The following is a 21,781-nucleotide window of genomic DNA, read 5'->3' as shown; positions in this document are numbered from 1 at the left end:
CACCGATGAAAGTACTGGCCTTCGCCCCGCTCGACGTCGAGGCCTTCAACGACCGCTACTTCATGTCGCAGACGGACGAGCCCGGCCTGACCCTCGGCGAGCTGCTGCGTGAGCACCCGGCGTTCAGCCTGCAGCCGCTGGAGGTCGAGCACCTCGACCTCCCGGTGCGGGTGCTCGCGCTGCGGGCCGTGCCGCTCGGCGACGCCGGCACCGCGCTGTACCTGCCGCCGGGCATCCCGATCCCGTTCTCGACCGGCGGCGACGGGGCCGCCGGACAGTCCCCGGAACCGGAGGCCGAGCCGCCGGACGACGAGCAGCCCCCGGCACCGACGCTCACCCTGGCGGACGCCAACCCCGAGAAGGTCACCGAGCGGGAGGCGGTGCTGATCGCCCACGACCAGGAGATCAACCGCGCCGCCGCGTACCTGCACAGCGGCCTGTCGGTGCTGATCCGGTGCGAGAAGCTGCTGGTCGAGCACCTGATCAATGAGGTGCCCGGCCGCGCCGGGCGCGAGACGCTGCTCGGCGAGCTGCCGGACGCCCCGGCCGGCGACGTGATGAGCATGGGCGCGGGCCGGCGGGCGGCGCTGCTGGCCGCGCTCAGCCAGGTCGTCCGGGACGCCAAGCCCGACCAGGTCGTCGTCGTGCCCCACCTCGACCTGCTGGCCGGGGGGAGCGACGCGGCGCTGACTCCGGAGGCCCGGGAGCTGACCGACGTGCTGTACTCGCGCAGCGAGTGCATCCTGCTCGGGTTCACCGACCCGTCGCTGATGGTCCCCGAGGTGCTGGCCAACCGGTTCGCCGTGCGGCTGGCGCTCGACATCCTGCCCCGCGAGGTGATCACCACCGACCGCCGCCGGATCCCGGTCGGGCGCGCCCTGGTGACCCGGGAGGAGGCCGGCCTCTTCGCCGGGTTCGACGCCCCCGAGCTGTACAAGCACATCGCCGGCATGAACGCGGTCCGGCTCCGGCACGCCCTGCGCTTCGCCTTCCACCAGCACCGGCCGGTCGCCGGGGCGGAGGCCGAACCGCCGCGTTTCGCCGACCTCGTCCAGGAGCTGCGGGTCTTCAAGGCCAAGACGTCGAGCTCGTTCGAGATGCCGACGGTCACCTTCGGCCAGATCGGCGGCTACGACACGGTCAAGGAGGAGCTCAAGCGGGCCGTCGAGATCGTCGGCGGCGCCGCCGAGCTGCCCGACAACCTCCGGCACGACCTGGTGCCGCGCGGGTTCATCTTCCACGGGCCGCCCGGCACCGGTAAGACGCTGTTCGCGAAGGCCGTCGCGAACGCCATGGACGCCACCATCCAGGTCGTCTCCGGGCCGGAGATCACCGACATGTACGTGGGTGAGAGCGAGCGGAAGGTTCGCGAGCTGTTCGCCGAGGCCCGCCGGAACGCCCCGACCGTGGTCGTGTTCGACGAGTTCGACTCGATCGCCGGGCGCCGCTCCGGGCGCAGCGACGGCGGTACCCGGGCCGGCAACGCCATCGTGGCCCAGTTGCTGACCGAGCTGGACGGCTTCCGCCCCGAGGTGCCGGTGCTGATCATCGGCACCACCAACCGGATCGACATCATCGACGACGCCCTGCTGCGGCCCAGCCGGTTCCGGCCGATCCGGATCGACCTGCCCGACGAGGTCGCCCGGCGGGAGATCGCCCGGGTGCACGCCAAGCACTTCCAGGTCGAGGTCTCCGAGCAGCTGCTCGACCGGATCAGCCGCGCCACCGACAAGATGAACGGTGACGAGATCCGGTCGATCTTCCGCGACGCCCGCGCCGACGAACTGGTCGGCTATCCGCGCCGCCGGGCCGACGCCCGCCGGCTCGGCGAGCTGGTCGGAGCCCTGCGACTGAGCCAGCAGGAACACCAGATCGACAGCACCGTCGAGACCGCCGGCCACCGGCCCGGTCGCCGGGCCGGGCTCACCGTCATCACGCCGGCCCGCGTGACACCCCGGCGTCCCCCGGCCGACCGCGAGGTCGCCGTCACCGAGACCGTCGAGGCCGGTGGATCCGGTCCCGTCATCCGGATGCCTTCCCAACGCACCGATTCCGAAGAGGAGCAAAGCTCGTGACCGTGGTGCAGCTCGACCGTGACATCCGGATCAAGGCGGCCACGTTCGCCACCCGGCTCAACGAGGTCAAGGCCCAGTTCATCGACCGCGACGACGTCATCGACATCATCGGCATGGCCACGCTTTGCCGGGAGCACGCGCTGCTGATCGGGCCGCCCGGCACGGCCAAGAGCAGCGTCATCGACCGGCTGCGCCGGCTGCTCGACGTGCGGTACTTCGCCTACCTGCTGACCCGCTTCACCGAGCCGGCCGAGCTGTTCGGCCCGCTCGACCTGACCGCGTTCCAGGGCGGCGTGTACCGGGTGAACACGGCCGGCATGTTGCCGGAGGCGCACATCGCGTTCCTCGACGAGGTGTTCCAGGGCAGCAGCGCGATCCTCAACTCGCTGCTCACGATCGTCAACGAGCGCCGCTTCTACAACGGCAGCGAGGTCGTCGAGGTCGACCTGGTCTCGCTGTTCGCCTCGTCCAACGAGATCCCCGACGACCCGCTGCTGGCCGCCTTCTCGGACCGCTTCCTGCTGCGGTGCAACCTCGACTACGTCGCCGACGACCAGATCGAGGACGTGCTCGACATCGGCTGGCGGGGCGAGCGCGACCGGATCCGCGAGGACGCGCCCGGCGCCGAGCGGGCCGCCGACTCGAGGGACGTCTCGTTCTCCCTGGGCGACCTGGCCCACCTGCAGACGGCGGTGGCCGACATCGACGTCTCCGGCGTCCGCGACGCGTTCGCCGAGATCCTGCGGGCGTTCCGCTCCGAGGGCGTGGTCTTCTCCGACCGGCGCGCGGTCAAGGCGATGAAGACCTTCGCGGCCTCCGCGCTGCTGGCCGGCCGGCCGCGGGCCGAGCTCGCCGACCTCAGCCAGCTCGTGCACCTGTGGACGATGCCGCAGGACGAGGCCTCGATCCGACGGATCCTCGCCGACCACCAGGTCCCGGTGCACGAGTCCGGGCGGCGGGTCCGCGACATCACCGAGGTCACCCTCGACATGCGCCAGGTCGTCCGGCTGCGCGAGGCGGCGCAGACCGCGGACGAGTGGCGCGAGGTCATGCGGCGGCTGCGCCGGCTCACCACCGAGGTGCACCGCGACCACCCGGACGCCCGCGAGGTTCTCGGGCAGCTCCAGCAGGCCGAGCGGGAGTCCGTCGTGGCCTACCGCGAGCGGTTCGAGCCGGAGGTCTGAGTCATGTGCAACCCGCGGCGGATCCGAGCCCGGGCCACCCGGCGCATCGCCGAGGCCTGGGAGCACGAGACGCGCCGGCAGGTGACCCTGCGCGGTGAGGTGTCCGGCGAGGCCCGGGTCCGCGAGGCGCTCGACGGCAGCCTCGGCGCGCCGACCCTGGCCGCGCTGTTCGCGGTGCTGTCCCGCAACCCCGACTGGACCGAGACCGACGGGGTCTTCCGGCGCGACGTGGACGGCGGCTACCTGCTCTACCACACGGCGACGCGGGAGATCGAGATCGTCGCGGTGTCCCGGGCCGCGGTGGTGGGGCACGGCGACGCGGCCGCGACCGTGCGCGCCGAGCTCGACCAGACGGTCGAGTCCGAGGGCGTGGGCATCTACTACGACGACCAGGCGACGCCGTTCCACATCGCGCACGCCCGGCGAATGGCCCGGCACAACGCCGAGGGCGCACTCGACGCGGCCGCCGGTCGTGCCCGGGCCGCCCGCCGCCGGGAGATCGACGCCGAGCAGGAGGCCGGTCTCAGCGAGGAGGCCGCCCGGCGCGCGCGGGAGGATCTGCAGCGGCAGTCCGCCGACCGGGCCGAGTCGGTCCAGCGGATCGCCGCCGAGCAGCTCGCCGCCGTCGGGGTGCAGGCGCGGGGGCTGTTCCACCAGGCGCTCGCCGAGGCGTACCGGGACGCGATCCTGGCCTTCGCCCGATCCCGGGGCGCCACCGGCGTCCGGAGCGTCGAGCACGACGGCGTGATCGACATCGAGTTCGAGTACGACGCGTGAAGGGCACACCATGCGGGTGAGGGTGCAGTTCCGATTCCGTACGGGAACCGGTGAAGTTGAATTTTTCCAGGTGGACGACGTCGACACCGGCCCGCGGCAACCGCACCACGATCAGCGCCACGACGAGGCGGCCGCCGACGTGGCCCGGGTGATCGAGCGTAACGCCCGGATCGACGAGGTGGACCCCGGCGTCACCACGACCACGTACACGACGATCGTGCCCGACGAACAGGCGCCGACGTCCACCCGGGAGGATCCGCAGCGGGATGGCTGACCGGTACCTGATGCAGCTCGCCGCCCAGTGCTACCAGGAGGCGAACGAGCACGCCGACGCCGCCCGGTGCTTCGTGGAGGCGGGCGAGCAGCAGCGCGCGCTCGACATTTACCTCAAGCAGCAGATGTACGCCCCGGCGGCGGACGTCTATCGGCAGATCGGCCCGGTCGACCACGCCGGCTGGTTGCTCGCCGACCGGATCGGCGACGTGCCGGCGGCCCGCGCGATCGTCGAGGAACACGGCGACCTGACCGAGGTCGAGGGTTTCGCCGCCGACGGGCTGGACGAGCAGATCGCCGTGGTCCGCCGCGAGAAGGAGCGCTATCTCGACCTCCAGGACTTCGAAGGTGCCGCCCACCAGCGTGACCTCGAGAAGCAGCTCCTGAACCGGCGCAAGGAGATGCCCGAGCGGCTCGGGGTCAGCCTGCGCTGGCGGCTCGTGCAGGCCCGGTGCGACGCGGCCGAGCAGGTCGCCGCCCGGCGCGGCCTGAAGGTGCTCCTCGACGTGCAGCGGGCGCTGGCCGGCGTGACCACCCTCGACACCCAGCCGGTCGAGGAGTGGGCGGTGAGCGTCGCCACCGCCATGCGCCGGCACGACCAGGCCGCCCTCGTGTTCGCCGCGTCCGTGCGCGGCCTGCGGGACAACGCCATCCGCCGCTGGCGCCAATGGTCCACCCAGACGCTCGGCGAGGAGCTTGTGCTACCGCCCGGAATCCAGGAAGGAGCTGCCCGATGACCAGTCCACGCGAGGCCGCCGGACGGCCCCTGCAGTACATCGAACCGCTGTCCAACCCGGTCCCCCCGCCCGTTCAACGGCCGGCGCCGCCGACGGTCACCCCGCCCGCGCCGCCGCCGGTCCCCGACGTGGTCTATGCCGGACGCTTCGCCACCGCGTCGGGCGCGCTGGCGTTCGTCGGCGTGCTCCGGGCGACCCGGGCCGCGGCCGAGATCACGCCGCTGCGCGCCGGCGAGAACGGCGACTGGTGGGTGACGGTTCCGATCGAGCTCGAGCTGGGCCGGCAGCTCGCCCGGATGGCCTCGGCCACGCCGTACGTGTTGGTCGGTGGCGCGCTGCTGCCCGACCTCGGGTATGGGCCGCCGCCCGAGCCCGGACCGCCCTCCGAGGCCGGCGCCGACGACGCGGTGGAGCTCGGCGGTCTCGTCCGCACCGAGGTGCTGACGCTGCTGCGGGCCGCGGGGGTGCGCCGGGTGCCGGTGCGCCCGATCGACCAGCTGCACCTGCTGCTCGGCGGGGCCGACACCGCGCACGTCATCCGCCGCGCCATCGACCTCGGCCTCAGCGTCCGGCACCGCCCGGTGCGGCTGCACCCGCTGTTCGCGACCGGCAACAGCAACGGCAACGAGCCGGCCGAGCCGGCCACGATGATCGAGCTGGTCGTCGCGGCGCCGCAGGACACGCTGCCGCCCGCGCTCGTGACCGCCCTGACCCGCGACCCGACCCTGGTCGCCTGCCGGGCGGCCGGCGGCCGGCACGAGCTGCTGATCGAGCACGCGGTCGCGGCGCCGCTGGCCGACCACGTCCTCGCCGGCCTGGTCGACGCGGGCACCTGGGTGCTGGCCACCTCGCCGTTCGGCTGCCGCCGCCTGGAGCCGCTCGGCGACTTCACCGACAGCGCCGGCCTGGTCCGGGTCGCCGAGGACTACCCGCTGGCCGAGGAGGAGCTCGCGGCCTCGCCACTGGAGACACGCCTGCCGGCGGTGCGCGTCGTGCCCCGCCGTACGCCCTATCGCGTACTGGATGCGGTGTTGTTCGACGACGCCGAGCTGCCGACGGCCCGGCTGCTGCTCGAGGGCGACCCGCTGGCCGAGACGGCACAGATCGTCCGCGGCCGCGACCGGCACCTGCTGATCGCTCCCGGCGGCGTCCTGGAACGCGTCCCGGCCGGCCTGCCGCTGTACGCGGTCGGCCCCGGCCCGCTCTACCTGCCGCTCGGCTACGCACTGCGCCCGGACGTCCCGGCGTCGGCGCGGCGGGAGCTGTTCGGCGCCGACCAGGACCGGGCGGTGGTCCTCACCCCGCAGGGTGGGTGGGCCTTCGACCTGGGCGCGGCCGTGCCGGTGTGGGCGCTGTGGGTGGGCGAGCTGCCCGAGGTGGTGACCCAGGCGGCCGACGGCGACCTGCGGGCTCTGCTCGACGGCGTACGGCCCGATCCCGTCCAGCCGGCAACCTTGCCGGCGACGGAACCCGCCCGCGGCCGCTCCAACACCGCCTCGTGGTGGCGGCTGCGCCGCGGTGGCAGCGACGAGACCGCGACCCCGGGCACGTGGCACGAGCAGGCCCTCAAGGCCGAGCTGGCCGGGCGCCTGGAGGAGGCGGCCGGTCTGCACCGCCGCAACGGCTCCCTGCTGCGTGCGGCCCGCCTCTACGAACGGGCGGCCCTGCAGGCCGAGGGCCGGTGATCGGGCCGCGGCGTCGGTCTCCCGGCTGAACTTGTTGTCGCGGACGGGGGATGGCCGGGTCACCCGGCCATGCCAGACTGCGGGCGTGCAATGGCTCGTGCCGGTCGGAGGGCGCCGCCGGCCGGGGGTCGTCTTCGGACTGCTCGCCGCGGCGGCCGGCGCGGTGGTGCTGCTGGGCGACTGGAAATCGGCCGCGGCGCTGGCGGTGCTGGTGCCGGCCGGCCTGGCCCTGCTCGCGCTGACCGAGCTGCCCTGGGGCGCCGTGCTCGCGGCCGCCGTCGCCGCGGCCGGCGCGGTTCTGGTCAGCCGGCCGGAGGTCACGATGCGGGAGTTGGCCGTGGTCGTCGCCGCCGTCCTCGTTCTGGGCCCACTCGCTGTCGCGCTGATCCGGCGCCGCACCGGTCCACCGCTGATCGCGGCCGGCGTCATGGTCGCGCTCATCTGCCTGATCCGGCCGTCGGCAACCGGGTACGCCGCGGGCGCGTTCCTCACCGCGGCCGGCCTGCTCGTGGCGGCCCGCGGCCGGTGGCGGATAGGAGCGGCGGTGGCCATCGTCGCGCTGCTCGCCGCCGGCCTGGTCGTGCGGGCGACCGACCCGCATCCGGGCGCCTTCTACGCCGCTCCGAAGGACCGGCCCGCCGGCCACGGCGTGCTCGTACGCAGCGAGCCCCTGACGCGGGGGCTCCCGGCCGGCGCGCACGCATGGCGGATCCTCTACACGACCACCCGCGAGGACGGCAGCGCGACGGTGGCCAGCGCGGTGGTCGTCGCGGCGAACGCGGCGCCGGCCGGGCCGCGCCCGGTGGTCGTCTGGGCGCACGGCGCGACCGGCATCACCCCCGGCTGCGCGCCGTCCCTCGGGCCCGATCCGGTCGGCGTCGACTCGATCCCGGACGTGGCGCAGGCCCTCGCCGCCGGCTGGGTGGTGATCGCCCCGGACTACTCCGGGCTGGGCACGAGCGGACCGCATCCGTTCCTGATCGGGCTCGGCGAGGCCCGCTCGCTGCTCGACGCGGTGCTGGCGGCCGGCGGTCTCGGCGGGCTTGTCCTCGGCGGGAAGACGCTGGTCTGGGGACACTCGCAGGGCGGGAACGCGGCCCTGTGGAGCGGGATCATCGCGCCGTCCTACGCGCCGGCGGCCGGGCTGGCCGGGGTGGCCGCGCTCGCCCCCGGCAGCGGCCTGCCGGAGCTGGCCGAGCTGTGGGGCGACGGGGTCTACGCCGCATACCTGATCGAGGCCTACAGCGAGACCTATCCCGACGTCCATTTCGACTCGTACGTGCGGGCCACCGCGCGGGTGCCGGTCCGGGAGCTGGCCGGCCGCTGCCTGGACGACGTCTCCGGCCTGTCGCGGCTGCTGGGCGGCCGGTCGATCTGGTCGGCCCCGCCGGGCACCGGCCCGTTCGGCGACCGGCTGCGGCAGAACGTCCCGGACCGCCCGATCGGCGTGCCGGTGCTGATCGGCCAGGGCGCCGCCGACACCACCGTGCCGGCGACCGTGCAGGACGCGTACGTCCGAATGGAATGTGCGACCGGCACCCGGGTCGACTACCGCACCTACCCGGGCCGCGACCACGTCGGCATCTTCACCGGCGACTCGCCCCTGCTGCCCGAGCTGATGCAGTGGAGCCGCGACCGCTTCACCGGCAAGCAGGCCCACACCACCTGCGGCTAGAAACCCCACCCGCCCGCCGGGTGATGGTGACGGCGCAAATGGGCCCCGGCGGGGCGGCCCGCGGGGTGGTGCGTTGTCGCCCATTTGCTCTGCTTACCAAGACGCCCTGCTCTGCTCACCAAGACGCCCTGCTCTGCTTACCAAGACGCCCTGCTCTGCTCACCAAGACGCGGCGCAAAGGGCCCCGGCGTGCGTGGATCAGCGAGCGGCCTCCGCTGCGGCCTTGTTGTTGATCTCTATGCGGTGAAGCGAGGGGACGAGTGCCGCCAGCAGCATTGCCGCCGCTCCCAAGCCGCCGCCCGCGAAGGCGACCGTCGTGGTGCCGGCCACCGCAGCAAGGGCGGAAGCGGAGATCTGCCCGATGGGTAGGGACAGGAACGACCAGAACTCGTCGTGGGCGCTCACTCGGGAGAGCAGACGTTCCGGGATGTGAGTGTTGGTGACCGTCACCCAGACGACCGTGAAGAACTCGGCGACGATGCCGGCGACAAACGTGGCCGTCACGAGCCAGGCAAGGTTCGCTCCCGCGCCGAGCAGAACGAGCGGGAGGGTGGCCAGCGCCATGGAGGTCATGGCCGGCGTCATCGGCCGCCGCATGATCGGCAACTTCACCAGGATCAGGCTGGCCAGCAGCGCCCCGGCTCCGCGGGCACTGAGCGCGAGTCCCCAGCCCTTGGGGCCGACGGTGTCGCTCGTGATCACCGGGCCGAGGACCTGCCAGAACCCCATGGTGGTCGCGTTGAAGACGGCGAAGGCCAGTGTCACCGACCAGATCCACGTCTGGGTCCGGAAGTACGTCCATCCTTCGGACATGGCGCGCAGCATTGAGGGGTCGCCCACGGCTCGTGGTGGTAGCTCGGGCAGAGAGATCCGGGCGAAGCAGGCGGCCGAGGCGAGGAAGGTGGCCGCGTCCGCGGCGATTGCCCAGCCGCCGCCGACCGAGGCGGTCAGCAGGCCGGCGGCGCTCGGCCCGAGGATGCGGGCGATGTTGCCGGCGGAGGCTACCAACGAGCCGGCCTGTTGCAGAGCGCGGCCGGACACGAGGTTCGCGAGGATGCCTCGCAGGGTTGGCGTGGTCAGTCCCTGGAAGATGCCGTTGAGAGCCGACAGCGGTAGCAGCAGCGAGGGGCGTTGGTGGGTGAGCAGGACGACGGCGACGCCGGCCTGAGCGATGCCGGCGCCGAGGCTGGTCAGGCGAAGCACGGAGTCCCGGCGGTAGCGATCGGCGATGCCGCCGCCGATCAGCATGGTGGCGACCATCGGGATCACGGCGGCGGCGAGAACCGCGGACAGCCAGGCTCCGCTGCCGGTGCTCTCCAAGACTCCGAACGCGAGGGCGACCGGCGACATGAAACTGCCGGCCAGGGAGACCGAGCGGCCGATGAAGAACCAACGAAACGCCGGCGAGCGCAGTGGCCGCTCCTCCGGCGTTTCGGCTTCAGACACGAGGGTTCACCTTGCCCGCCCAAAACGGAGGCATCAAGCGAACGGGTCCTGCTCGCCTGCCGGAGCCTGATGGTGCGCACGGAAGACCACGAGGTCCAGTCGATCGACAATCGGTCCGGCGAAAGCTCCGTTGTCGGCGTCACTCCGCAGCGCCGACAGTCCATGCTCGAAAGCTTGGCCGGGCAAGCCGGCGAGCGGACTCAATGACCGGGCTTCCACTTTCTTCACCAATTCCTCGGCGTTCTGCGCGAAAGTCTGCTCGACCTGGACGTGGTCCACCATCGCGAAACCGGCGCCGGCCAGCACACCAGCAATCAGCTCCAAGGTGAGTCGCACCGCGCTGCGTGCCGCCCAGGCATGCGGAAAGTATCTGTACAGCAGCAGATCCTTGACCGGGCCGAAGCCGCCACGGATCAGCAGATGACCCTGTGGCCGTAGAACATGACGCAGATCGGCGGCGAAGGCCGGTAGATCCTTGACGTGATGGACAACCTGGGAAGCCCATACAGCGTCGAAGACACCGGCAAGAAAGGGAATGGCCTCAGCCTCACCGCCGACAACAGACGCATCCGGAAGGTTCGATCGAAGTGCCGCTCGCATGGCCGCCGACGGCTCACAAGCGACAACGCTCGCTCCGCACGACCGTGCGAGGGCGTCGCTGAACCTTCCGGCGCCGGCACCGAGGTCAAGAATCCGGCCGCCGGCCGAGGGCAGGTACGGGATCGCCGCGGCCATCCATCTCCCGAGGTCCCGAGAACGAAGACCACGCCCGCGGTCGTAGCCGGCCGCCATCGCTGATCCATACGTCATCGGCTCGACTCCACCCCATGCCGAGCCGGCGGATTCCTGGCTCACCCACCGTCCTCGTCAACGGTCGGGATCCGGTCAGGCGGACTCGCGGATCACCAGGCGGGTGGGCAGGACGACCTCGCTGTCGCCCAGGTCGTCGCCGTCCAGTTTGGCCAGCAGGAGGCGGACCATCTCGCGGCCCATCTCGGCGATGGGCTGGTCGACGCTGGTCAGCGGGGGCTCGGTGTGGCGGGCGATGACCGAGTCATCGAAGCCGATCAAAGCCACATCCTCCGGTACGCGCCGGCCGTACTGACGCAGGACGCGCAGGGCGCCGGCGGCCATCGTGTCGGAGGCGGCGAAGACGCCGTCGACCTCGGGGTACTGCTCGAGCAGGCGGTACATGGCGGCGGCGCCGCTCTCCTGGCTGAAGTCGCCGAACGCGACCGGGCCGTCGCCGACCACGTCGCGGTAGCCGTCGAGACGGGCTATACCGGCGGCCATGTCGAGCGGGCCGGTGATGGCGGCGATGCAGCGGCGGCCCTGGGCCTGCAGATAGGCCACGGCGTCGCGGGCGCCGGCCCGGTTGTCGGCGTCGACGAAGGTGCCGCGCTCGGCGTACATCGGGCGGCCGACGCGGACCGTGGCCACGCCGCGCTCCTCGAGCAGGTGCGGCAGCGGGTCGTCGCCGTGCAGGGAGAGGAGCAGGGCGCCGTCGACGTGCTGGCGGGTCAGGTAGCCCTCCAGCCGGCGGCGCTCCTCGGGCGCCTGGGCGATCATGAGGACCATCTGCAGGTTGCGGGCCACCAACACCGAGGAGACGGCCTGCACGATGCGGCCGAAGAACGGCTCGGCGAAGAAGCGCTCGCCGGACTCGAAGACCACCAGCGCGACCGAGTCGGTGCGCTGGGTGACCAGGGTGCGGGCCGCCCGGTTCGGGACGTAGCCCAGCTCGGCGATCGCGTCCTCGACGGCCTGCTTGGCGCGGGCGCTGACCTGCGCCGAGCCGTTCACCACCCGGGACACGGTGCCGCGGCCGACACCGGCGCGCAGCGCGACCTCTTCCAGGGTCGGCCGGCCGCTGGCCCGGCTCCGATCCGCCGTCATCCGTGGCACCTCCTCCGCGCGACCTTCGTCGCACCCGATGGCGCGACTTCCGTCGCACCCGATGGCGCGACTTCCGCCGCGCCCGATGGCGCGACCTGAGTCGCACCCGATGGCGCGCACACCGCCGCGCCCGACACAAAGTACCTGCATCGCACAGTACGCAACATGATCAGCCGGGCACTTCGCCTCGTCGGAGACGGCAAAGCGGCCCAGAAAACTGCTGATCCACGCGGGCACGTTAGCAAGACATTGAGATGGGAGCGCTCCCATGACACGATGATGTCATTCGATCGACACACTGTGGAGACCACGATGCGAGTCCAGCGGTACCTCGCCACCCTGATGGCGGTCGCGGGCCTCGTCGTGCTCGGCTCCGCCTGCGACTCCCGGCCCAAGCCACCCACCGACCGGGTCGGCGATCTGATGAGCCGGATGTCGCTCACCGACAAGATCGGGCAGATGACGCAGGCCGAGCGGGCCGCGGTCACCCCCGACGACGTCCGCGAGTACCGCCTGGGCTCGGTGCTCTCCGGCGGCGGCTCCGCCCCGCCGGACAATTCCCCGGCCGGGTGGGCCGACCTCTACGACGGCTACCAGCGCGGAGCGCTGGCCACACCCCTCAAGATCCCGATTTTGTACGGGATCGACGCCGTGCACGGCGACAACAACGTGTACGGGTCGACGATCTTCCCGCACAACATCGGCCTCGGCGCCACCCGCGACCCGGGCCTCGTCCAGCGGATCGGCACCGCCACCGCCGAGGAGGTCACCGGGGCCGGCCCGGACTGGACCTTCGCGCCCTGCCTCTGCGTGGCCCGCGACGACCGCTGGGGCCGCACCTACGAGTCGTTCGGCGAGAACCCCGAGATCGCCACCGAGATGACCAGCGTCATCGACGGCCTGGAGACCGGGCCGGCGCGAATCCTGGCCACGGCCAAGCACTACCTCGGCGACGGCGGCACTACCGGTGGCGACGACCAGGGCGACACGCAACTGACCGAGGCCGACCTGCGGGCCATCCACCTGCCGCCGTTCAAGGCCGCGGTCGACCGGGGCGTCGGCGCTGTAATGATCTCGTTCAGCAGCTGGAACGGCGTGAAGATGCACGCGAACAAGTACCTGATCACCGACGTGCTCAAGGGCGAGCTGGGCTTCACCGGCTTCACCGTCTCGGACTGGGCGGCGATCGACCAGCTCGACGGCCGGCCCGGCTTCACCGAGGACGAGGTCGTCACCGCGGTCAACGCCGGCCTCGACATGCTCATGGTCCCGGAGAACTGGCAGACCTTCCTCGGCTACCTGCGCGACGCCGTCGAGACCGGGAGGATCCCGATGTCCCGGATCGACGACGCCGTCCGGCGCATCCTCACCAAGAAGGCCGAGCTCGGCCTCTTCGAGCACCCGTACGCCGACCGCGACTACGCGGGCACGATCGGCAGCGCCGCGCACCGGGCGCTGGCCCGGCAGGCCGTCCGCGAGTCGCAGGTGCTGCTCAAGAACGACAACGACGTGCTGCCGCTGGCCAAGACCGGCGGGAAGATCTTCGTGGCCGGCAAGAACGCGGACGACGTCGGCAACCAGTGCGGCGGCTGGACGCTGACCTGGCAGGGCGCGAGCGGCGACACCGTGCCGGGCACGACGATCCTGCAGGGCATCCGCGACGTCGCCGGGAACGGTACGACCATTACGTACGACCGCGCGGGCGACGGCGTCGACGGGACATATCGCGCCGCGATCGCGGTGGTCGGCGAGACCCCGTACGCGGAAGGGGAGGGTGACCGGCCCGGCGGCCTGGCCCTCGACGTAGAGGACCGTCAGGTCCTGGCGAAGCTGAAGTCGGCCGGCATCCCGGTGATCGTGGTCGTGGTCTCGGGCCGGCCGCTCGACATCGCCGGCCAGGTCGACGGCTGGGCGGCGCTGGTCGCGGCGTGGCTGCCCGGCAGCGAGGGCGGCGGCGTGGCGGACGTGCTCTTCGGCGACTACGCCCCGACCGGCCGGCTCCCCGTGACCTGGCCGCGGTCGTCAGACCAACAAACCATCAACGACGGCGATGGTAAGACCGGTCTCTACGCGTACGGATATGGCCTGAGCTATGCCGAACGCCCACCCGACACCGCGGCACCCAGCCGGCCCGGCACCCCGGCCGCGTCCTCCCGTGAGCTGCACTGGATGCCCGCGACCGACGCCGGCGGCAGCGGTGTCGACGGATACGACGTCCTGCGCGACGGCGCGCTCGTCGGTACCACGACCACCTCGACCTACGCGCTGGGCACGCTCACGCCCGGCGGGCGCTACGTGTACACGATCGTCGCGCGCGACAAGGCCGGGAACCGCTCGGCCCCCTCGACCCCGTTGGTGATCACCGTCCCGATCGCCGGCGGTTGCAAGGCACGTCACGGCCCCTGCGTCGCGACGTGAAAACTCCCCGTTCCCCCCACCGTAGGAGCACCCCATGTTCCGACGCGTCGCGTTAGCGACCGCAGCAGCCGGCGCCCTGGTCGCCGGCCTCATGGCCGCGCTGCCCGCCGCCTCCGCCGCCACCGGCGGCACCGGCACCGGCTACCTCCACACCAGCGGCAACAAGATCATCGACAGCGCCGGGGCCACGGTGCGCCTGACCGGCATCAACTGGTTCGGCATGGAGACCGACAACAAGACCTTCCACGGCCTGTGGGCCAGCAACCCGTGGCGCAGCCAGATCGACACGATGGCCTCGCTCGGCTACAACACGCTGCGGATCCCGTTCTCCGACGACGCGCTCAAGCCCGACGCGGTCGCCACCAGCATCAACAGCAACACCAATCCCGACCTTCTCAACCTGTCGCCGCTGCAGATCCTGGACAAGGTCATCGGGTACGTCGGCACCAAGGGCATGCGGGTCATCCTCGACCGGCACCGCCCCACGGCCGCCGGGCAGACCGCGCTCTGGTACACCTCCGCGGTACCCGAGAGCACCTGGATCGCCAACTGGAAGGCACTCGCCCAGCGGTACGCCGGGAACACCACGGTGATCGGCGCCGACCTGCACAACGAGCCGCACGCCGAGGGCACCAACCCGGCCGCCACCGGCGCCTGCTGGGGCTGCGGCGTCGAGGCCCGCGACTGGCGGCTCGCCGCCGAGCGGGCCGGCAACGCGATCCTCTCGGTCCAGCCCAACTGGCTGATCTTCGTCGAGGGCGTGTCCTGCCCGAGCGGCGGCCTGTCCAACGTCTGGGACAACGACACCAGCAACGACGAGGACTGCGGCTGGTGGGGTGGCAACCTCTCCAAGGCAGGGACCTATCCCGTACGCCTGAACGTCGCGAACCGCCTCGTGTACTCGCCGCACGAGTACGCCACGTCGGTCTACCACCAGACCTGGTTCGACGACCCGACCTACCCGGCGAACATGCCGGCGATCTGGGACAAGTACTGGGGCTACCTGTACAAGCAGAACATCGCGCCGATCATGATGGGCGAGTTCGGGACCACGCTCGCCAGCAACATCGACAAGGTGTGGCTGCAGAGCCTGCTCGCGTACACCGGGACGGGCGTCAACGGGATGTCGTTCACCTACTGGTCGTGGAACCCGAACTCGGGCGACACGGGCGGCATCGCCAACGACGACTGGACGACGGTCAACCAGGCCAAGCAGGCGATCATCGGCCCGTACCTGATCCCGCCGGTCGGCTCGACCACCACCACGGGACCGACGCCGACGGGCTCCGCCACGACGTCGTCGCCGCCACCGGCCGGGGCGTGCACGGCCACCTACAAGCAGGACAACGCGTGGCAGGGCGGTTTCCAGGGCTCGCTGACGGTCAAGAACACGGGCGGCTCGCTGAACCCGTGGTCGGTCACCTGGACCTGGCCGTCCGGCGTGACCCTCGGCAGCGGCTGGAACGCGACGGTCACCCAGAGCGGCACGACCATCACCGCGGCGGCGCCGACGTACGCGGCGACGCTGGCGGCGGGCGCGTCGGTAACCGTCGGCTTCACGGCCAACGGGACGGCGAGCAATCCGGCCTCGGTGAAGCTGAACGGCGCGACGTGCTCGTGATCGCCCGCCGTTAGCGACACTTCCCGGCGCTGGGCGCCGGGAGCAGGACCGAGCGGTGCGGGCCTCCGGGCGGCCCGCACCGCTCACCCCTTCCCAGGGTTCCCGCGTCTCGGGGGAGTTCGATCGTTGCCCGGTCCGGGTGCGGCCCGGTTGCCGGCGGGGTGGCCGCCGGGTTGCCGTCGCGCTCGTCAACCGCGCCGCGCCCGGGGCGTCGGCGAACCCGGTCGTTCACATGCCCGCGGCGCGATCCACATCGGCCAGGCGGGCGCGGAGGAGAGACGCCTGGGCGGCGGTCAGGCTGCCCTCGCGGGCGCGACCGGAGATCTTGATACGCAGGGCGCTGACCTGGGCCTCGATGTCGTTGGTGTCGGCGTACTCCAGCGGGCGGATCAGGTTGAGCAGGTCGAGGGCGACGTCGCTGCGCATCTTGCCGCGGGCGGCGCTGTCCTCGACCGCGCTACGCAGGCGGCTCACCGCGTCGTCGAAGCTCAGCTTCGGGGTGGGCGACGGCGTGGCGGACGTGGGCGGAGTGGTCGTGGGGGCCGCGGTGGGCGCGTCCGTCGCCGGGTTGGGGGAGAAGAACGGGGTCGCCGGGTTGGCGGGGGCGGGCGGGGTGGCGGCGACGCGCTCCTTGGGACGGTGGATCACCACGTAGATGCCGCCGGCGGTCACCAGCAGGGCCAGCAGCGCGAGCGCGAGGGCGAGGCGGCGCCGGGGCTGCGGCTCGGTGATCGGCAGGGTCGCGGCCGCGACCCTGCCCGTGCTGAAGCCGTTGGGGGAGGGCGAGGTCGGCCGGGCGGGCGGCTGCGACGGCCACAGCTCGGCGACCCGCGGACGCCGCGAGGGCTGCGAATCGGCCGCGGCGGCCACCGATGGCGCGGGTTCGGCAGGCGCCTCGATGGCCGGCTCCGGCTCGAGCGCCGGCTCCGCGGCCTCGTCCTTCTCCGGCTGCTCGGCCAGCCACAGCGCGGTCAGCTCGAAGCGGATCGTGTCGGCCGGTGGCCGGTCGGCCGGGTCCTCGGAGAGGCAGCGGTTCACCACGGCCCGGAAGTCCGCCGGCAGCGTCTCGGGCAGCACGTCGGGACCCTTCAGCCGGGCCTCGTCCAGCTCGTCCCAGGTGTCCACGGGGTACGGCGGCTGCCCGGTGACCATCTCGAACAGCAGCACGCCCAGCCCGTACACGTCGGTGGCGGGCTCGGCCGGCATGCCGTCCAGCCGCTCCGGCGCCACATAGGCCGGCGTGCCGAAGGTCGCGCCGGTGTCGTCGTCGTCCGGCTCGCCGGCGGCGGCGCTGATGCCGAAGTCGAGGATCTTCACGCCGGTGGGGGTGAGCATGACGTTGCCGGGCTTGATGTCGCGGTGGACCACACCGCCCTTGTGCGCCGAGGCGAGCGCGTCGGCCACCGCCGCGCCGACCCGGGCCGCCTCCTGCCAGGTGAACGTCTCGCGCACCAGCCGGGCGGCGACCGTCTCGCCGGCGAGCAGCTCCATCACCACGAACGGCGCGACCGTGCCGTCCGGGCGGACCGCCTCGCGGTAGTCGTGCACGGCGGCGATGCCGGGGTGGGACAGCTTCGCGGCCATCCGGGCCTCGCGCCAGGCGACCTGGGGGCCGGTGGGCAGCTTGATGGCGACCGGGCGGCCCAGCAGCTCGTCGCCGGCCTGCCAGATCTGCGCCATGCCGCCGGTCTCGAGGAGGGCGACCAGGCGGTAGCGGGTCGCCAGCAGGGTTCCCGCGCTCGGCCACTCATCGGTCATTGACGAACATTCGCCCGCACCGGCCCCGAGTGTCAACCTTGCGGGTGATGCGGCGCGCCGGGTTCTCGGAGCGTGCTGCGGGCGCTACTGCCAGTCTTGATCCGCGGCGTCGATCCGTACGTAATCAAGATCTCCGGCGAAGTAGTCGCAGCCCACCGTCCGCTGGTCGCAGGAGGTCTTGCCGCCGATCGACAGTGGCCACGAGTTCGAGATCATGCCGGTCGCGCCCCAGCGGCCGGCCACCTTGACCCCGTCGATCACCAGCGCCACGCCGTCGGAGTAGCGGGTGCAGGTCACCACGTGCCAGTTGCCGTCGTTGATCGCCCGGGGCGCCGTGACGAGCACCTGGCCGGCCGCGCCGCGGAACCAGCACTGCACGTGGCCACTGGGGATCTGCAGCTTGTAGCTCCCGCCGGGGACCGTCGCCTGTCCCTTCTGGATGATGTTCCCGAACTGGTAGACCGTCCGCAGCCGCAGGGTGATCTCGAAATCGCGGGTACCCGGGTCGAGCGCCGACGAGTCGGGCACGACGACGAGATGGCGCGGGTGGGGCGGCGGGGTGTCGGGCTCGAGCCGGGTGAAGCGGTAGAACCCGCCGGTGATCACCTCGGAGCCGATCATCCCGTTGTGCCCGTTGCCGCTGCCGTCCCGCATGACACGGGCCCCGGCCGGCTCGTTCATCGCCCAGCTGGCGATGGTGTAGACGTGACCGGCCGGCACGGCGGAGGCCGGAACGGCGCCCGCCGCGAGAGCGGTCGACGCGGCCAGCGTCACGATCCAGAAGCGTCGGATTCCCATGGCGCGGCCCCCGTTTGAGCAGTCCCGATGCGATAAGACAGACCGATACTAATCATGAAATTTGCCCCGTAATACCAGAAGTGGGGACAGGGTCGCTCGCCGGTTGGAAACCGTTGGAAGCGTGGCCGCCGGATGACATGATGGCTGCGACCGGACAGGGGGAGGGGGTATCGATGGCACGCTTCGCGGCCACGACCTCCGACGACACCGAAGGGGTCCGCGTCTTCCTCACGGGCGAGTGCGATCTGTCCGTACGCGAAGAGCTCGTCGCCACCCTCCTGGCCGCCGTGGGGCGGTCCGCCACCGTGACGGTCGATCTGGCCGACGTCGACTTCCTCGATTCGAGCGGCGTGCACGGGCTGGTCGCGGCCCACCGCGCCGCCGTCGAGCGCGGCGGGCACATCTACCTGGAGAACCCGACCGGCTCGGTCGCCGCCGTCCTCGACGTCACCGGTGTGCGGGCGCTGCTCGGCCGGAACGGCAGGGAGTGAGCCCGTTGCACACACCCGCTACCCGCCCGGCCGAGGCTGCGTACCGTGAGCCCGGGGATCTGGCTCTGCTGCGAGAGTTCGTACGCGCGGAATCGGAGGCGCTGGGGTTGTCCCGCCTGCGATCCGATCTGCTGGCGGTGGCGGTCAGCGAACTGGCCACGAACACGCTGCAGCACACGGACGGCGGGGGCGTGGTGCGTGTTTGGGGCGAGGCGGACAGGGTGAGCTGCGAGGTCGTCGACGGGGGGAGGCCGCCGGGGTTCGGGCGGGCCATGCCGGCCGCGGACGAGCTGCGGGGCCGGGGGTTGGCGATCGTCGAGCGGATCTGCGATGAGGTGGGCGTCTACCCGGACGGCGACGGGACCGCGGTGCGTCTCGGGATGCTGTTCTAAGACCCTGCCGGTTCGCTCGCGGTGGGTCAGAGGACTCGGACGGCCACCGTGCAGGTGTCGTCGTCGGGGCTGGGGCGGTTCAGGGCGGGGGCCAGGCCGCGCAAGGCCTGGCCGGGGGGCTCGGCGGAGGCTGCGGCCAGGGCCTTCATCACGTCGCTCAGCAGGCTGGGGATGCCGGGGACCCGGCGCTCGACCAGGCCGTCGGTGTAGAGCAGCAGCAGGTCGTCGGCGGCCAGGCACGGGGTGAGGATCTCGTAGGTCGCCTCGTCGTCGGCGCCCAGCAGGAGGCCGGTCGGCAGCTCGAGGGGCATCGCCGTGCCGTCGCGGGCCAGCAGGGGAGCGGCGTGGCCGGCTCGGGCCCAGCTCAGGGCGCGGGAGGCGGGGTCGTAGACGGCTATGACCGCGGTGCCGGTCACGCGAAGGCGGCCGCACAGGCGGTTGAGGTGGCCGAGCAGGGTGGCCGGGTCGTCGATGCCGATCGCGAGCCAGGCGATCAGGGCGAAGCGCAGGTGGGCCATGCTGCTCGCGGCCGAGAGGCCGTGCCCGGCCACGTCGCCGACCGCGAGCACAGTGCGGCCGTCGGCCAGGTCCTGGGCGTGGTACCAGTCGCCGCCCACGCGGATGGCGCTCTCGGCCGGCAGGTAGCCGACCATCACCTCCAGGCCGGGCAGGGTGAGCGGCGCGGCGGGTACCGGCTGGATCATGTGTTGCAGCTGGGCGGCCAGACGGTGCTCGGCCAGGGCGGTCAGTTCGCGGGTGCGCAACTGGTCGCTGAGGCGCTCGATCGCGTCGCGGGTCTGCTCGCGGACCGTCACGTCCTGGACCACGGCGTGAACCTTCAGCGGTGCGCCCTCGGCGTCGCTGACCACGTCGGAGAGGATGCGGGTGTGCTTGACCGTGGAGCCGATGCGGAAGCGGACCGTGATGTCGGAGACGCCGCCGCTCTCCATGGTCAGCCAGGCCGCCTCGGCCAGGCCACGGTCGTCGGGGTCGATGGCCGCGGCCTGCTGGGCCTGGGACATCGGGCCCAGCTCGGGGTCGCGCTCGAACAGGCGGTACATCCCGGGCGACCACTGACTCTCGCCGGTGACCAGGTCGTACTCGGCCCAGCCCAGGTTGCCGAGCTGCTCGGTGCGCTCGATGCGGCGGCGGTCCTCGTCCAGGCGCTGCCACCAGACCAGCAGGCCGCCGAGCACGGGGTGGACGGTCACGTCGAACAGCGAGCGCGGCACGACGCCGGCTCGCTTCTCCTCGTACCGGAACTCGCGTAGCTCCGCGGGCTCGCCGGTGCGCAGCACCTTGAGGTAGAGCCGCCAGAGCTGCCCGCCGACGATGCTCGGATAGATCTCGCCGATCCGCGAGTCGACCCGGTCGGTGCCGCGCCGGTAGACGTCGTGGCCGCTGCCGCTGGCCGCGGCGATCGCGAAGTCCGTGACCTCGCCGTCGTCATCGGTCACGGGCAGCAGCCAGGAGCAGCCGGCCGGGATCACGGACAGCACCTCGCGTATGGCGGAGGTCACGGCGTCGTCTGCCACCGTCTCAGGGTAAGGGCGCGGAGCCGTTCGTCCGGCTACGACGGACGGGTGACATCGGCGCGCCGGAAGAACGGGCTCGAATGGGCCGCCGCTAGCTGGGGTCCTTCCGCCGACCGGTCCGTCTTCGCGTTATGGCCATATCACGCAACTTCGGCTCTCGCGAAACGCCTGCTCAAGTTGGTAGCATCCCCGCCGGATCACGCTAGCGCCCGTGCGAGTGGGGCTCACGGAGGTCAACCTTGTCCGACAACCGCATGAAGGATCGAGTCAAAGTGCTTCTCAATGGGACAGCAGCGGACAGCCAGACCTCCGAGCAGGCGGTCGTGCCGCCGCCGCAGGCCCACCCCAACCAGGCGCTGCAGGTGCTGACGCTCGCGCAGCGCACGGCCGAGGAGCACGTCGCCCGTGCCCACCACCAGGCCGACAAGATCCGTACGGACGCGCTGGCCGCGGCCGAGCAGGTCGCCCGGGACGCCCAGGTGCACGCGCACAACGTCCGCCGCGAGGCGGAGAAGATCCTCACCGACGCCCGGGCCGCGGCCGAGCAGATCGCCCGCGACTCGCACGCCCGGACCGAGGAGGCGCGCCGCACGGCCGAGAAGATCGTGGGCGACGCCCGGGCCGCGGCCGAGCAGGTCCACGACGACGCCAATGCCAACGCCGAGCACCTCAACCTCCAGGCCCGCCAGCGCTACGACGACGTGGTGGGCAGCCTCGCCACCAAGCGCGAGGGGCTGCAGAACCAGATCGAGGCGCTCGAGCACTTCGACCGCGAGTACCGCTCCCGCCTGACCGCGTTCATGCAGGGCCAGCTGCGCGCCCTCTGGGTCGACCAGCCGCAGGTCATCGGCGAGCTGCCCGAGCAGGTCATGCCGGTCGAGGCCCCGGTCTCGGGTCCGCGGCACGGCGCCGAGGACGGCGAGGAGCCGGTGCCGGCCCAGCGCCAGTCCGCCGAGGACGAGGTCGGCGAGGACGAGGAGGAGCTCAGCGAGCGCTGAGCCCCGCCGGGACGAACCAAGC

18 protein-coding genes are annotated in these 21,781 nt (G+C 72.3%); 12 read left to right on the top strand and 6 right to left on the bottom strand.

The window, feature by feature from the left end; translation table 11 throughout:
• Nucleotides 1-5: 5 nt before the first annotated feature.
• The 7 genes from A3CQ_RS51790 (at nucleotide 6) to A3CQ_RS51780 (ending at nucleotide 8,406) form a co-directional block, all read left to right on the top strand.
• A complete protein-coding gene (locus A3CQ_RS51790; RefSeq protein ID WP_051115179.1) occupies nucleotides 6-2,075 on the top strand; it encodes an ATP-binding protein in 2,070 nt (689 codons plus the stop codon).
• On the top strand, nucleotides 2,072-3,259 hold the full coding sequence (locus A3CQ_RS51785; RefSeq protein ID WP_020510225.1) for an AAA family ATPase: 1,188 nt from the start codon (nucleotides 2,072-2,074) through the stop codon (nucleotides 3,257-3,259). Before A3CQ_RS51790 ends, A3CQ_RS51785 begins: the two co-directional genes overlap by 4 nt.
• 3 nt (nucleotides 3,260-3,262) lie before the next feature.
• Nucleotides 3,263-4,036: a hypothetical protein gene (locus A3CQ_RS0107065; protein ID WP_020510224.1), complete on the top strand. Its 774-nt coding sequence runs from the start codon at nucleotides 3,263-3,265 to the stop codon at nucleotides 4,034-4,036.
• A gap of 10 nt (nucleotides 4,037-4,046) precedes the next feature.
• Nucleotides 4,047-4,310, top strand: a complete 264-nt coding sequence (locus A3CQ_RS0107060; protein ID WP_281171441.1) for a hypothetical protein — start codon at nucleotides 4,047-4,049, stop codon at nucleotides 4,308-4,310.
• Nucleotides 4,303-5,046 carry a soluble NSF attachment family protein gene (locus A3CQ_RS0107055; RefSeq protein ID WP_020510222.1) on the top strand — a complete coding sequence of 248 codons (744 nt, stop codon included), beginning with the start codon at nucleotides 4,303-4,305 and terminating at the stop codon, nucleotides 5,044-5,046. The genes A3CQ_RS0107060 and A3CQ_RS0107055 overlap by 8 nt, the downstream gene beginning before the upstream one ends.
• Complete coding sequence (locus A3CQ_RS0107050) at nucleotides 5,043-6,731, top strand: DUF8588 domain-containing protein (protein WP_020510221.1); 1,689 nt, start codon at nucleotides 5,043-5,045, stop codon at nucleotides 6,729-6,731. The genes A3CQ_RS0107055 and A3CQ_RS0107050 overlap by 4 nt, the downstream gene beginning before the upstream one ends.
• An 85-nt stretch (nucleotides 6,732-6,816) precedes the next feature.
• Nucleotides 6,817-8,406, top strand: coding sequence for a lipase family protein (locus tag A3CQ_RS51780; protein ID WP_020510220.1), 1,590 nt, complete (start codon nucleotides 6,817-6,819; stop codon nucleotides 8,404-8,406).
• 198 nt (nucleotides 8,407-8,604) lie between these two features.
• Here the strand turns inward: A3CQ_RS51780 and A3CQ_RS51775 are convergent, their stop codons facing one another.
• The 3 genes from A3CQ_RS51775 to A3CQ_RS0107025 form a co-directional block, all read right to left on the bottom strand.
• On the bottom strand, nucleotides 8,605-9,852 hold the full coding sequence (locus A3CQ_RS51775; RefSeq protein WP_020510219.1) for an MFS transporter: 1,248 nt from the start codon (nucleotides 9,850-9,852) through the stop codon (nucleotides 8,605-8,607).
• Between the two features lie 33 nt (nucleotides 9,853-9,885).
• Nucleotides 9,886-10,644, bottom strand: coding sequence for a class I SAM-dependent methyltransferase (locus A3CQ_RS58825; RefSeq protein WP_281171449.1), 759 nt, complete (start codon nucleotides 10,642-10,644; stop codon nucleotides 9,886-9,888).
• Between the two features lie 93 nt (nucleotides 10,645-10,737).
• Entirely contained in the window at nucleotides 10,738-11,748 is a 1,011-nt protein-coding gene (locus tag A3CQ_RS0107025) for a LacI family DNA-binding transcriptional regulator (RefSeq protein WP_020510216.1), read from the bottom strand.
• Between the two features lie 312 nt (nucleotides 11,749-12,060).
• Here A3CQ_RS0107025 and A3CQ_RS0107020 point away from each other — a divergent pair, with 312 nt between their 5' ends.
• Nucleotides 12,061-14,166: a glycoside hydrolase family 3 N-terminal domain-containing protein gene (locus A3CQ_RS0107020; protein ID WP_040431911.1), complete on the top strand. Its 2,106-nt coding sequence runs from the start codon at nucleotides 12,061-12,063 to the stop codon at nucleotides 14,164-14,166.
• 34 nt (nucleotides 14,167-14,200) lie between these two features.
• Nucleotides 14,201-15,787 (top strand): cellulase family glycosylhydrolase, encoded by a 1,587-nt coding sequence (locus tag A3CQ_RS0107015; RefSeq protein ID WP_020510214.1) that lies wholly within the window; start codon nucleotides 14,201-14,203, stop codon nucleotides 15,785-15,787.
• Nucleotides 15,788-16,015: 228 nt separating this feature from the next.
• Here the strand turns inward: A3CQ_RS0107015 and A3CQ_RS51770 are convergent, their stop codons facing one another.
• Both A3CQ_RS51770 and A3CQ_RS0107005 read right to left on the bottom strand, forming a co-directional pair.
• The gene (locus A3CQ_RS51770) at nucleotides 16,016-17,545 is read right to left on the bottom strand and encodes a serine/threonine-protein kinase (RefSeq protein WP_020510213.1); all 1,530 of its coding nucleotides are present in this window, start codon (nucleotides 17,543-17,545) and stop codon (nucleotides 16,016-16,018) included.
• Between the two features lie 84 nt (nucleotides 17,546-17,629).
• Nucleotides 17,630-18,343 carry a laminin G domain-containing protein gene (locus tag A3CQ_RS0107005; RefSeq protein WP_020510212.1) on the bottom strand — a complete coding sequence of 238 codons (714 nt, stop codon included), beginning with the start codon at nucleotides 18,341-18,343 and terminating at the stop codon, nucleotides 17,630-17,632.
• Between the two features lie 173 nt (nucleotides 18,344-18,516).
• Here A3CQ_RS0107005 and A3CQ_RS0107000 point away from each other — a divergent pair, with 173 nt between their 5' ends.
• A complete protein-coding gene (locus tag A3CQ_RS0107000; protein ID WP_020510211.1) occupies nucleotides 18,517-18,834 on the top strand; it encodes an STAS domain-containing protein in 318 nt (105 codons plus the stop codon).
• A complete protein-coding gene (locus A3CQ_RS0106995) occupies nucleotides 18,831-19,226 on the top strand; it encodes an ATP-binding protein (RefSeq protein WP_020510210.1) in 396 nt (131 codons plus the stop codon). The genes A3CQ_RS0107000 and A3CQ_RS0106995 overlap by 4 nt, the downstream gene beginning before the upstream one ends.
• A gap of 26 nt (nucleotides 19,227-19,252) precedes the next feature.
• Here A3CQ_RS0106995 and A3CQ_RS0106990 read toward each other — a convergent pair whose 3' ends face one another.
• Complete coding sequence (locus A3CQ_RS0106990; protein WP_020510209.1) at nucleotides 19,253-20,761, bottom strand: PP2C family protein-serine/threonine phosphatase; 1,509 nt, start codon at nucleotides 20,759-20,761, stop codon at nucleotides 19,253-19,255.
• 272 nt (nucleotides 20,762-21,033) lie between these two features.
• Here A3CQ_RS0106990 and A3CQ_RS51765 point away from each other — a divergent pair, with 272 nt between their 5' ends.
• Nucleotides 21,034-21,759: a hypothetical protein gene (locus tag A3CQ_RS51765; protein WP_245577101.1), complete on the top strand. Its 726-nt coding sequence runs from the start codon at nucleotides 21,034-21,036 to the stop codon at nucleotides 21,757-21,759.
• The last annotated feature ends 22 nt before the right edge of the window (nucleotides 21,760-21,781 follow it).

The organism is Paractinoplanes globisporus DSM 43857, assembly GCF_000379645.1.
GTDB classification, from domain to species: Bacteria; Actinomycetota; Actinomycetes; order Mycobacteriales; family Micromonosporaceae; genus Actinoplanes; species Actinoplanes globisporus.
Note: the sequence above shows the minus strand (reverse complement) of the source record. Positions and strands in the feature narration are given on the sequence as shown.